A 12,983-nucleotide genomic window follows, 5' to 3' on the forward strand; every position below is an offset into this window, starting at 1 on the left:
TCAGTGACCCGCGGCGGGCTCAGCGGGTCGTGAAGGTGAAGCCGTCGATCTCGTAGAGGGCGCCGCTGCCGCCCTTGAAGACGAGGTAGAGCGTGGTGGTGGAGCGCGGTGCGCGGGACAGGTCGGCGGAGACGTCCTGGTAGGTCTCCCAGCCGCCGGTCACCGGCACCGTGGCCTTGCCGAGCAGGGTGCCGGTGGCCGAGCCCGCGCGGACCTCGAGGGTGCCGCCCGCGCCGCCGGAGGCGATCCGCGCGGTGATCTTCGTGGCGTCGCTCAGAACGTAGGGCTTGAAGGCGATCCAGTCGCCGCTGTCGATGTCCCCGACGACCTTGCCGCCCTGGGCGGTGTCATGGGCGACGACCGTCACGCCGGAGCTGGTGCCGAAGTGCTCGGCCTGGCGGTGGCGGGGCTGCAGGACGTGTCGGTCGTGCGAGGTGAGCGGGGCCTGGCCGCCGCCTCCGCCGTCGGTGTACTCGGCGTCCAGGACGCCGAAGATGTTGGCGTCCTCGTCGTGGCCGCCGTCGGCGCTGGACTGGATGGTGCCGGAGCAGCCGGTGGCCGAGGTGAGCGGGTGGCCGTGGGTGTCATGGCCGAGGATCAGGGTGACCTTGACCTTGGAGCAGTCGATGGTGCGGCCGTCCTCGGGGTCGGTGACCTTCACCGTGAACGGGATCGCGTCGCCGAAGCTGAACAGCTGCCCGTCCTTGGGTGTCTCGAGGACGACCTTGGGCGCGGTGTTGCCGACGACGATCTGCACACTGGCGCTGCCGGTGCGGCCGGAGGGGTCCTTGGCGGTGACGGTGGCGGTGTAGGTGCCGTTCCTGGAATACCGGTGGGCCGGGTTGGCGGCCGTGGAGGTGGTGCCGTCGCCGAAGTCCCAGCTGTAGGTGAGCTTGTCGCCGTCCTGGTCGGTGGTGCCGGCGGAGGAGAACTGGACCTTCATCGGGGCCTGTCCGGAGGTGCGGTCGGCTGCGGCCTGGGGTGACGGGGAGTGGCCGTCGGTCGCGTTCTCGATGCGGTACAGCGCCGAGTGCTCGTCGCCGCCGAACCAGGCGGTGCCGTAGTCGAGGACGTACAGCGCGCCGTCCGGGCCGAAGGCCATGTCCATCACCTGGGTGCCGCTCCAGGGGATGTCGTTGATCGACTGCACCGTGCCGTCGGCGTCGCTGCTGATGCGCTTGATCCAGCGGCGGCCGAACTCACCGGCGAAGAAGTCGCCGTCGTAGGCCTCGGGGAACTTCACGGGCGAGTCGAGGGTGGGGTCGTAGTGGTAGACCGGGCCGCCCATCGGGGACTCGGAGCCGTCGCCGAACTCCGGGACGGAGCCGCCGTTGTACGGCATCCAGGCGGGCTGCGCCGGGGGCAGGTCGGTCAGGCCGGTGTTGTGCGGCGAGGTGTTCTTCGGGGCGGAGCAGTCGAAGGCGGCGCCGGAGGTGCGGGTGGCGAAGTCGAAGTCGACGTAGGCGTCGTTGGCGCCGGTGCAGTACGGCCAGCCGAAGTTGCCGGGGCCGGTGACGCGGGCGAACTCGACCTGTCCGGCGGGGCCGCGGCCGGGGTCGGCGGCGCCGGCGTCGGGGCCGTAGTCGCCGACGTACAGGATGCCGGTCTTCTTGTCGACGCTGAACCGGAACGGGTTGCGGAAGCCCATCGCGTAGATCTCGGGCCGCGTCTTGTCGGTGCCGGGCTCGAAGAGGTTGCCTTCGGGGATGGAGTACGAGCCATCGGCCTCGACCTTGATGCGCAGGATCTTGCCGCGCAGGTCGTTGGTGTTGCCCGCGGAGCGCTGGGCGTCGAAGCCGGGGTTGCGGTTCGCGCGCTCGTCGATCGGGGTATAGCCGTCCGACTGGAACGGGTTGGTGTCGTCGCCGGTCGACAGGTACAGGTTGCCGGCCGCGTCGAAGTCGATGTCGCCTCCGACATGGCAGCACAGGCCGCGGGTGGCGGGGACGTCGAGGATCTTCTTCTCGCTGGCGGTGTCGAGGGTGCCGTCGGTCTTCAGCACGAAACGGGAGAGCCGGTTGACGCCGTCGAAGGGCGCGAAGTCGGCGGCGGTGCCGGTCTCGGGGGCGTCGCCCGCCGGGGTGTTCAGAGGGGGCGCGTAGTAGAGGTAGATGAAGCGGTTGTCGGTGAAGCCCGGGTCGACGCCGATGCCTTGCAGGCCCTCCTCGTCATGGGAGTAGACGTCGAGCTTGCCCGCGAGCCTGGTGTTGCCCGCGGCGTCGGTCAGGCGCAGTTCGCCGTCGCGGGAGGTGTGCAGGACCGAGCGGTCGGGGAGGACGGCAAGCGACATGGGCTCGCCGACCTCCGCCTCCCCCTTGGCGAGGGTGACCTGCTGGAAGTCCTCGGCCGCCGCGGTAGCCGCGGCCTTCTCCTGGCCGGCGACGGCTGCGCCGGCCTGGGGGGTGGTGAGGGTCAGGCCGGCGCCGGCAATGAGGGCGCCGCTGAGCAGCGCGATCGCCTTGCGCAGACGCGGTCTGCGGGTTCGGGGGCGGGTGCGGGTGCGGGTGATGCGGTCGTTCCCGTGCACGAAATGCCTCCAGAATGGGGCTGGTTGTACGGGCGGGCGCGTACGCCGGGATGCGCCGTCATCCCGGAGCTGTGACAACTGACCTCGGTGTCCGGGGTCAGTTGGAGAATGTGGCATCGGAGGGGGCCGACGGCGGCTTGAAGCCGTGGGCCGGTGTCGGGGCGTGCCGCGCCTGCGGTCGGCGCGGCGCCGCGCAGTCGTTCCAGGAGCAGGCTGTGATCGCTTGCGTGGGTGAGAAGAGGTGGTCGCTCAGGCGGGTGAGAAGAGGCGGTCGCTCAGGCGGGTGAGAAGAGGTGGTCGCTGATCAGCCGGGCCGCGCCGGTGACGCCGGCGGTGGAGCCCAACTCGCCCAGGACGATGGGCAGGTTGCCGGTCGCCAGGGGCAGCGACTGGCGGTAGACCTGGGTGCGGATCGCGGCGAGCAGGGTGTGGCCCAGGCCGGTCACCCCGCCGCCGATCACTAACAGGCCGGGGTTGAAGAAGGAGACGAGGCCGGCGATGACCTCGCCGACGCGGGTGCCGCCCTCGCGGATCAGCTCCAGTGCCGTGGTGTCGCCCGCAGTGGCCGCGGCGGCGACATCGGCGGCGGTGAGGGTGCCGTTCGTCCGCAGCCGGGCCGCGAGCTCCGGGGACAGGCCCTGTTGGGCCACCTGCACCGCGTCGCGGGCCAGCGCCGCGCCGCTGAAGTGGGCTTCCAGGCAGCCCCGGTTGCCGCAGGCACAGGGCCTGCCGCCGGGCACGGCCTGGATGTGGCCGATGTCGCCCGCGCTGCCGGTGGTGCCGCGGTGGACACGACCGCCGACGACGATGCCGCAGCCGATGCCGGTGCCGATCTTGACGCAGAGGAAGTCGGCGACGTTACGGGCGACTCCGGCGTGCTGTTCCCCCATCGCCATGAGGTTCACATCGTTGTCGACCATGATCGGGCAGCCGAGTTCCTGGCTGAGCGCCTCCCGTACGGGGAAGCCGTCCCAGCCCGGCATGATCGGCGGGGCCACCGGAACGCCCTCGGGGAAGCGGACCGGCCCGGGCACGCCGATGCCGGCGCCGTCAAAGCCCTCGGCGAGCCCGGTGGCCTTCAACTTCCCGGCCATGTCCAGGACTTGCTCGAAGACCGCCACGGGGCCCTCACGGACGTCCATCGGCTGGTTGAGGTGGCCGAGGACCTCCAGCTCCGCGTTGGTGACGGCGACGTCGACCGATGTCGCGCCGATGTCGACGCCGAGGAACCTCAGGCCCGGGTTGAGCCGGACGTTGTGGGAGCGGCGGCCGCCGCGCGAGGCCGCGAGCCCGTCGGCCACCACCAGGCCCGTCTCCAGCAGCCGGTTGAGCTCCACGGCCAGCTTGGACCGGGACAGGTCGACCTGGTCGCCCAGCTGGGCACGGGAGCTGGGGCCGGCGTCGCGCAACAGCTTGAGCAGGCGCGCCTGGTGGGCGCTCGCCGGTCTTGCCGTCATGCGTCTCACGATCCCCTCCCCGCCCAGATTCCGCCCCGGTGCCGGGCTTTCGTAGGGAACGTAGCAGCGGCTGTCGAACCTGGGAAGAAGTTGTGCAGGGATTACCCCCTACTTTCTCCACTCACAGGACAAAGATCGGCGGGATGCGGCTCGAAGAAGGACCATCGTCACCGACGGTAAGATCGCCAGGATGACGGGCACACCGCGGCTGAGGGTTCCGGTCGGCGCCGACGCGGAGCGGTGGGTGACCCGGGCCGAGTGCCGTCGGGTGCTGCTCGTGGTGCACAACGTCACCTCCGCGACCCGGCTGCTGGATGTGCTCCCGCTGCTCAGCGGCGATCCGCGGGTGCAGTTGCTGGCGACCTGCACCCGGTCCTCGCCCTTTCTGGCCGGGGTCCCCGAGCTGCTGGCCGCCGCCGGGCTGCCCGTACTCCCCTGGGAGCAGGCGAAGGACACCCCCGTCGACTTGGCGCTGTCCGCGAGCTACGGCGGCCAACTCCACGCGCTGCGGGGCGATGTGGCCGTGCTGTCGCATGGCGTTGGGTACAATAAGAGGCTGGCAACACCGGACAACACCGGACAACACCGGTCTTCGGGCTGGCGCCCGAGTGGCTGCTGCACGACGGCCGCCCCATCGCCTCCGCCACCGTCCTGTCCCACCCCGAGCAGCTCGACCGGCTCGGCGCCGCCTGCCCGGAGGCCGCGCCGACGGCCGTCCTCGCCGGGGACCCCTGCTACGACCGCATCCTTGACGCCCTCCCGTACCGCGAGCGCTTCCGCCGCGCGCTCGGAGTGGCGCCGCACCAGCGGCTGGTCGTGGTCAGCTCCACATGGGCGCCGCGCTCGCTCTTCGGCGACGGAGGCGAAGGCGATCTGCTGCCCTGGCTGCTGCCCCGCCTGGCGGCCGAGCTGCCGGCGGACGAGTACCGCACGGTGGCCGTTCTGCACCCCAACATCTGGCACGGGCACGGCCCCGGACAGGTCCGGGGCTGGCTGGACCGGGCGCGGCGGGCCGGTCTCGGCCTGATCTCGGAGCTGCACGGCTGGCGACAGGCCCTGATAGCGGCGGACTGCGTCCTGGGCGACCACGGCAGCGTCACGTACTACGCGGCCTCCATCGGCAGGCCCGTGCTCCTCGGCGCCTTCCCCGCCGGCGACCTCGACCCCGCCTCGCCGGTCGCCGCGCTCGGCCGGGCCGCCCCGAGGCTCCGCCCGCACGGCAGCCTGCGGGCGCAGATCGAGCGCGTCCTCCAGGGCCACGACCCCGGCCGCTACGCCGAGTTGGCCGCCCAGACCACGTCCGCGCCGGGCCGCTCCGCCGGTCTCCTGCGCCGCCTGTTCTACGACCTCATCGGCATCCCCGAGCCCGCCGACCGCCGCGCCCTCCTCGACCGGCTGCCGCTGCCGCCGTACGAGCCCGCCGAGCGCACCGCGCCCGTACGGGTCCTGACCCGGCTGATCGCCGCCGACCCGCCGACGGTCGCGGTCACCCGCCACGCCGACGCCGCCCACGAGCCGGAGGACCCGGACGCCGACGGCGCGCACACGGTGGTGCACGAGGACACCCAGGACGCGGGGCGGCTGGGCGTCGCGGATGTGGTCGTGCGGTACGCCGCGGAGGACGACCCGAGGGTCGGCCCGCCCGCCGCCTGGACCGCGGAGGTCCTGGCGCGCCATCCGCACTGCGCCCTGGCCGTGTATGTGACCGGCCCGGACCGCTGCACGGTGCGCACCCGGCAGGGGGATCTGGTGCGGCTGACGGCCGCCCCCGACGAGACGGGCCGGGCCGATCTGTGCGACCCGGCCGCTTACGCGTCGGCGCTGTTGGCCTGGCTCGGGGCGGGGCCCCTCGGCGCGGCGCGGGCGGAGCTGACCGTGGTCACCGGGGCGGCGCACCACCGGGTCGCGGTGGAGCGCCTGTCCCCGGACCAGCCCCGATGCCGGTGACTTTGTAGTGGGTATCGGACGGCGACATGCCAGCACCACGGCGTGTCGCCGTCCGATACTCACCGCACGTCAGGCCTCCGTCAGCTCCGCCAGCCGCGCGCGGACGCGGGCGACGGACGCGTCGTCGCCCGCCGTCTCGTACAGCGCGACGGCCGTGCGCAGATCAGCGGCCTCCCCGGCCGGGTCGCCCAGCGCCCTCGCGCAGCGGGCCCGCATCTCCGCGGCGTCGGCGTGCTGCAGCTCGGCGCCCTCCCGGCCCATGGTGGCGATGGCCTCGTCGAGACAGACGCGGGCCGACTCCGGCTCGTCGGCGTCGAGATGGGTCTCGCCCAGGCTCATGTACACCCGTCCCTCGTTGTACAGATCGGGCTCGGGCAGGGCCCGGAAGCGGGCCAGGGCCTCGTGGAGTCCGCGTACGGCCTCGGGCAGGCGCCCCTGACCGCGCAGGGCGCGGCCGATGTGGTGCTCGAGCAGCGCCAGTGCGCGGGGTACGTCCGCCTCCCCGTCGTCCCCCGGGCCGATCCGCCCCAGCACCTGCCGGGCCTCCTCGAAGCTCCGCTGTGCCTCGGGGTATCGCCACTGCTTGAGCCGCAGCAGCCCAAGCGCCTCGACGGCGGTCGCCCGGCCGCGGTGGTGCCCGGCCCGCTCGTCCGCGGCGGCGGCGTTCAGCAGGGCCTCCTCGGCCTCGGCCCAGCGTTCGAGGCCCATGTGGGCGAAAGCGAGCTGGACCAGCATCCGGCCCTCGGCCCGCGGGTCGCCGAACTCAGCGGCGCTCCGGCGGGCGGCCGCCACGCCCCTGAGGTGGGTCTCGACCCACTGTTCGTGGAAGCCGAGGCGCAGATGGAGGCCCCACATCGCCTCGCACAGCTGCCAGGCCAGTTCGTCGAAGCCGTAGTGCTCGGCGGCCCGTACCGCGGCGGCCAGGTTCTCGCGCTCGGCGCGCAGCTCGGCCAGGGCGAGGCGGCCGACCGGGTGCGTGGAGTCGCGGTCCGCCGGCGGCGCGAGCCGCGCGTAGGCGGGGCCCAGCCGCCAGCGCCCGGGGATGACGCGGATGTCGGCGGCCGCCGCGAACCCCAGGTACCAGCCGACGACGCGGCGCACGGCGGCCGCGCGGTCCGCGTGGCGGTCCTCCGTCTCGCCGCGCCGCGCGGCGTGTTCGCGTACGAGGTCGTGGAAGCGGTAGCGCTCCTCCCCCACTTCCTCGAGCAGATGGACGCCCGCCAGCTCGTCGAGGAGCGTCCGCGCCTCGTCGTCGTCCGCCGCGTCCACGGCCTTGCGCGCGGCCCCCACGCTGATGCCGGGCCACGGCCACGCCCCCAGCATCCGGTACAGCCGGGCCGCCCGCGGGCTCAGCTCCCCGTAGGTGACGTCGGTGGTGAGGTCCACCGCGCCCCGGGCCGACCGGTCGTCCATGGAGGTGGCCTCCTGTTCCCCGCGGTGTGCCCGCTCGGACAGCTGTCGCTCGACGGTGTCCCAGGTGAGGTGTTCCCGTACGGCGACGCGGGCGCCCGTCTCGCACAGCGCCAGCGGAATCCCGCCGCACCGCTCCGCGACCGCCGCGACGCCAGGCCCCCGGCCGGCCGTCGCGTCCCGGCCCACGATGCGGGTCAGGAGCCGGACCGAGTCGGCGGTGGTGAGCGGGTCGAGCCTGATCACCCGGGCGCCCGGATCGGCCGCGAGCCGGTCGAGGCGGTAGCGGCTGGTGATGATGGCGAGGGATTCCGGGGCGGCGGTCAGCAGCGGCCGGACCTGCCGCTCGGAGTGGGCGTTGTCCAGTACGACGACCATGCGCCGCTCGGCCGCGCAGTCGCGGTAGAGCTCGCTCAGCCGCCGTTCGTCGGCCGGCAGCCGGCCGGTCGGCACCCGCAGCGCCTCCAGCAGGCGGACCAGCGCCTCGGAGGGGGTCAGCGCCGTCGCCGCGGACTGCCCCTGCAGGTCGATGTAGAGCTGGCCGTCGGGGAAGCGCTCGTCGAGCCGGTGCGCGCTGTGCACGGCCGCCGCGGTCTTCCCGATGCCGCCGGGCCCCACCAGCACCACGACCGCCGGGACGCCCGCGGGCCTGTCCCCGCCGTCCAGTACCCGGGCGATCTGCTCGGGCAGCGCCTCGCGGTCGGTGAAGGCGGCGTTCGCGGGCGGCAGCATCCGCGGGCGGGACGCCCCGGGGGCCACGGCGGGGGTTGCCCGGGCCCCCAGCCACCCGGCCTCCCGCAGCCAGGCCGCCATGTCGCGGGCGAAGCCGGGAGAGGTGCGGGAGCTCTCCCACAGCTGCCGGGCCAGTTCGCGCCGCTCCTCGTCGGTAGCGGGCAGCGGGGGCGGCTCGTCCGCGCGGACGCCGGGGTCCGCGGACGCCTCGGGCTCCGCGTCCGTCGGCTCGGGGCCGGTGTCCCCCGGCGAGCCGGGGCCGGGGGCAGGACCCACGTCTCGGCCCCGCATCCTCCGTACAAGCCCGGCCAGCGCCTCCGAGCTCCGCCGCCCCATCTCCCCGCCCGCACCCGACAGGGCGCCCGAGGTCACCGTGGTGACCGCCGAAGCCACCGCCGCCATCGTGAACGGCTCCACAGCCCACCCCCAACTCGCGTCTGTGGACACGGTATCGGGAAGATCGCGGTCATCGGGGCGACCGCGCCCGCTCCGTGTCGCACGTCCCGGCAGCGGTCAGGGATGGGTGGTGGGCTCGACCGTGAGCCGTTCGACGGGCTCCGCCGGGCCCCGGGTACGGCGGGTGAAGCGCATCGCGACACACGCTCCCGCGTACAGCGCGGCGACGACGAGGAGCAGCGCCTGATAGCCGGTGACGAGGGCGAGGTATTCGAGCGTGCCGCCGGTGAGGGCGCCCAGGAGGTTCGCCCCGAAGGCGGCCGTGGGGTCGGGGGCCGCCGCCAGGCGGTCGGAGAAGATGAGGTTGGCGCAGAAGATCGGGGCGAAGGCCAGGGCGATCGCCGCGGCCAGGCGCGCCGCGAAGGGCAGCCCGAGCACCAGATGGGTCGGGACGAGCCAGGACACGGCCAGGGTGGCGAACAGCAGCAGCTGCAGGACGGACTGTTTGACGTGGCGCATCCGGCGCCGGGTCTCGACCGCGCCGAGGACGGCCAGCATGACACCGGCGAAGACGATGGCGTTGACCAGCCAGGTGGTGCCGAAGTAGAGGGCGAACCCGATCACGTTCTTGGTCTCGAGCAGCATGAAGGCGGCACCGAGCAGGAACATGTCGGTGTATCTGACGGTGCGCCGGACCCGGACCCCGGTCAGCCGCACCGACACCACGGTCACCAGCAGGATCGCGCCCAGCACCCAGAGGTAGAGGCTGGGGATGGTGCGGTGCAGCAGATAGGGGAAGGGGTGGTCGTCGGTGGCGGCCGCGGGCACCGGGCCCGAGGGCCGCCAGGCGGTGGCGCACCGCTGGTCGCCGGGGGTGGCCCCGGCGACGAGGATGGCGGCCTTCTTGCCGCCGTAGTGGGTGATGCAGGGCGCGTGTCCGAAGACCGAGGTGAGGGTGGAGCCGTAGCGGTCGATGAGCCAGTTCTGCCGGTAGTAGTTGTACATCGCGAACGCGCCGCCGGGGGCCAGGTGGCGGTGTGCCGCCTCGAAGGCCTGCCGGGTGAACAGATAGCTCTCCAGGCGGAGGTTGCTGGCGCCGGACACCAGGGTCAGGGAGTCCGGCAGGGCGAGGACCACCAGGTCGTAGCGGGCGTCGGTGCGCTCCAGGAAGGCCCGTCCGTCGTCGATGTGGACATGCACCCGTGGGTCGTCGTAGGGCCGGTCGGGGTGCAGGTCGGCGCCGATCTGACGGAGCCTGGGGTCGATCTCGACGGCGTCCACCCGCCGGGCGCCGTGGGCGAGCGCGACGGCGACGTCGTTGCCGTTGCCGGCGCCGATGACCAGGATGCGGCGGTGGGGGTTGGCCGGGGTCTCCCGGTACGGCTCCTCGTACGGGGAGTCCGAGCGCCGCAGCACCTTCAGCGGTGCGATGCTCTGGTGCGGAACACCATTGGCGGAGATCTTGTAGTCCCGGCTGCCCGAGGTCGCACGCTTGAGCTCGATCTTGTAGTACGGGGACCAGGAGATGCCGCTCGCCAGCGACTCCAGCGTCAGCGCCGCCACCACCACGGCCAGCGGCACCGCGTACCGGACGGTGTTGCGACGCCCGCCCAGCACCAGCAGCGCCACCGCGGCGAGGGCCCCCCACACCACCGACGGGGCGCGCAGCCAGGACAGCGCGGCGAACGAAAGCGAGCCGGCCAGCGAGCCCAGCAGGTCGTAGCGGTAGGCGTCCAGCGACGGCAGCCGGCGGAACAGGTCCGCCGTGATCTTGCCGATGGCCATCATGATGAGCGCGGCGAGCCCGAACAGGATGGGGAGGGTCACCCACTGGGGCAGTCCCGTGGTCTTCACGGCCGTGAAGTAGATGACCTCCCCGCTGGTCTGCCGCACCTGTACGGGGAACGCCCGCACCAGGACCACGAGGACGGCGAGCGGCACGGGCGCCCAGCGGATGAGCCACTGCCCGCGCCCGGCCGGGATCAGGAACCCCAGGCCGATGCCGAGGAACGAGCCCAGCAGGATGAAGTTGGAGAAGTAGCTCAGGTGGACGATGTTGGCGCCGGTCCACCTGATCAGCGCCAGCTCGACGAAGAGCATGGTGGCGCTCGCGAGCACCAGCCTCGGGCGCAGGTTCCGCGTTCGAGCGCTGTGGTCCATGCCTGGACGGTGTCATCTGAGCAGGGGCAGGTCGAGCAGCCCCGGCGGCACGTGCGCCACCTGGCAGGCGCGTGTCACCTGATGGGGCCAACCGGGCTGTCGGTGGCCCATGCCACCCTGCGGTTTCCGGGAGGCGCGGCACCAGGCAGTGGTGGGTACGGAGGGGCGCGGTATGGGGATGTCCAGCTTCTGGCTGATGGGGGCGCTGGGCGACGCGGAGGTCGCGGAGCTCGCGCCGCTCGCGGTGCCCGCCATCGAGGCCACGGCGGCGCGGGCGGCGGCGGTGGGGGCCTGGTCGCGCTGGGAGCGCGACGCGGGGCGCGGCGGTGGCGCGGTGCCGGTGTGGCGCGAGGACGGCTACAACACCGAGGAGGCGCTGCACCTGTTCAACATGGTCAATGACTCGGCCTTCGACGCCATGGACACCACGGGCAAGCTCCACGTCATGAACTGGTGGGACCGGATCGACAGCGACACGGTCCAGCCGTTCTTCGAGTCCGTGCGCAAGGACAACCCGGTGGCCGCCCTCTTCCACGGCCTGGGCCCCGAGCGCGCGGCGACGCTGCCCGGCTGGGCCGGCGACGCCGTGTTCCGAGCCGAGGAGGTCCGCCGCCTGCTGCCGGCGGCCGAGGCCGCGCTCGCGGTGTCCGGGGCGGAGCGCGAGCGGGCGCTGGCCCGGATCGACGACTGGCCGGGGGAGAAGGAGGCCGAGGCGCTGCTCGACGGGCCGCTGCGGGTGTGGCGGGAGGCGGCCGGGGCCGGGCTGGGGCTACTGGCCTCCCGTGTCTGGCACTGACGCGCCGTTCTCCGCCGGGAGGTTCTTCGACCCGCCGTCCTCGGAGGTTCTGGGCTCCGGGGCCCGCGTCTCGGGGGTCCGCGCGTCGGGGCTCCGCGACTCGGGGCTCCGCGTCTCGGGGGTCCGTGTCTCCGGCGGCCGCGTGTCGGGGGTCCGTGTCTCCGGCGTCCGTGTCTCCGGCGGCCGCGTCTCCGGCGGCCGCGTCTCCGGCGGCCGCGTCTCCGGGGTTCTGGGGGCCTGTCGCGGGGTGCGCCTGTGGTGCAGCCGGGAGCGTACGTCGGCGTGCGGCAGGAACTGCGCCCAGCGCTCGGGGAACTCCGAGGGCGGGGTGATCTCCGCCGCCCCGTCGTCCGCGGTGCGCTGCTCCCAGGCCCGCCGCCTGGCCGCCTCCTCCCGGGCCTGGGCTGCCGCCTCGGCGCGCCCGGCGGCGGTGGCGACCGACGGCCAGACCCGGTCGATGGCGGCGTTGACGGCCGCGCCGACGAGCACCGCGAAGGCGGACACACCGATCCACAGCAGCACGGCGACGGGCGCGGCCAGCGAGCCGTAGATCGTCGGCCCCTCGACGGTGTGGACCAGGTAGATGCGCAGCAGAAAGCTGCCGAGCACCCAGATCGCCAGCGCGACGAGCGCCCCGGGGATGTCCTCCCGCCAGGGCGAACGCACCGGCACGGAGACGTGGTAGAGCGTGGTGAGGAAGGCGACGGAGAGCAGGATCACCACGGGCCAGTACAGGACCCGCACCAGGTCCCCGCTCGAGGGCACCAGGTCCACGACGGCCTCCGGGCCGATCACCATCAAGGGCAGCGCCACCGCCCCGATGACCAGCGCCACCAGGTAGAGGAGGAAGGACAGCAGCCGGGTCCTGACGATCCCGCGGCGGCCTTCGAGCCCGTACATGATGGTGATGGTGTCGACGAAGACGTTGACCGCACGGGAGCCGGACCACAGGGCGATGGCGAAGCCGAGCGAGATGACGTCCGGGCGGCCGCCCTCGATGACGTCGTCCAGCAGCGGGCGGGCGATCTCCCGGACCCCCTTGTCGGACAGCACGGTCCCCGAGGCGTCGAGGATGTTCTGCCGGATGGTGGCCACGGTGTCGGTGCTGGTCCACGCGTCGAAGTAGCCGAGGAGCCCGATCAGGCCGAGCAGCAGCGGCGGCAGCGACAGCAGGGTGAAGAAGGCGGCCTCGGCGGCCAGGCCGGTGACCCGGTACTCCATGCAGGAGTGGACGGTGTCCTTCAGCAGCAGCCAGGCCATCCTGCGCTTGGACACATTGCGGTACAAGGCGCGGGCCTTGTGGAGCCGACCGGACGGCTTCGACGGTTCTTTCCCTGGCTGCACCTTCTCACGGTATCCGCCCCGGGGTGCCCGGGGGCGCCCGGTGTTTCCCTCCGTGACCAGCCGGTGACCAGGCCGGACGGCGAGGGAACCGAGCCGCGGGAAAGGGGCCAACTCGGCGGAGGGGATGCCGCGCCGACTCGGTACCGCCCTCCGCCACGCCCACTGTCCGTGTCCGCTACAGCCATGCGCAAAGGTTGCGCCGCGTTGCAGTCAC

Annotated in this window: 6 protein-coding genes and 1 pseudogene; 2 read left to right on the forward strand and 5 right to left on the reverse strand. The window is 73.3% G+C overall.

The features are described 5' to 3' along the window. Window positions 1–19 precede the first annotated feature (19 nt). Window positions 20–2,527 (reverse strand): PQQ-dependent sugar dehydrogenase, encoded by a 2,508-nt coding sequence (locus ACFZDL_RS01340; protein ID WP_353590721.1) that lies wholly within the window; start codon window positions 2,525–2,527, stop codon window positions 20–22. A gap of 275 nt (window positions 2,528–2,802) precedes the next feature. Then, window positions 2,803–3,984, reverse strand: coding sequence for an ROK family transcriptional regulator (locus ACFZDL_RS01345; RefSeq protein ID WP_353590722.1), 1,182 nt, complete (start codon window positions 3,982–3,984; stop codon window positions 2,803–2,805). Window positions 3,985–4,174: 190 nt separating this feature from the next. Between ACFZDL_RS01345 and ACFZDL_RS01350 the strand changes: the two are divergent. Then, window positions 4,175–5,931, forward strand: a pseudogene (locus ACFZDL_RS01350) (hypothetical protein). Window positions 5,932–6,000: 69 nt separating this feature from the next. Here the strand turns inward: ACFZDL_RS01350 and ACFZDL_RS01355 are convergent. Both ACFZDL_RS01355 and ACFZDL_RS01360 read right to left on the reverse strand, forming a co-directional pair. Further along, window positions 6,001–8,475, reverse strand: coding sequence for a tetratricopeptide repeat protein (locus ACFZDL_RS01355; protein ID WP_353590723.1), 2,475 nt, complete (start codon window positions 8,473–8,475; stop codon window positions 6,001–6,003). A gap of 111 nt (window positions 8,476–8,586) precedes the next feature. Continuing rightward, on the reverse strand, window positions 8,587–10,629 hold the full coding sequence (locus ACFZDL_RS01360) for a spermidine synthase (protein WP_353590724.1): 2,043 nt from the start codon (window positions 10,627–10,629) through the stop codon (window positions 8,587–8,589). 172 nt (window positions 10,630–10,801) lie between these two features. Here ACFZDL_RS01360 and ACFZDL_RS01365 point away from each other — a divergent pair, with 172 nt between their 5' ends. Then, on the forward strand, window positions 10,802–11,425 hold the full coding sequence (locus ACFZDL_RS01365; RefSeq protein ID WP_353590725.1) for a hypothetical protein: 624 nt from the start codon (window positions 10,802–10,804) through the stop codon (window positions 11,423–11,425). Here the strand turns inward: ACFZDL_RS01365 and ACFZDL_RS01370 are convergent. After that, the gene (locus ACFZDL_RS01370; protein WP_391190184.1) at window positions 11,399–12,700 is read right to left on the reverse strand and encodes a YhjD/YihY/BrkB family envelope integrity protein; all 1,302 of its coding nucleotides are present in this window, start codon (window positions 12,698–12,700) and stop codon (window positions 11,399–11,401) included. The genes ACFZDL_RS01365 and ACFZDL_RS01370 overlap by 27 nt on opposite strands. Window positions 12,701–12,983 lie beyond the last annotated feature (283 nt).

This window comes from Streptomyces sp. NPDC007917, assembly GCF_042959105.1.
Lineage (GTDB): Bacteria > Actinomycetota > Actinomycetes > Streptomycetales > Streptomycetaceae > Streptomyces.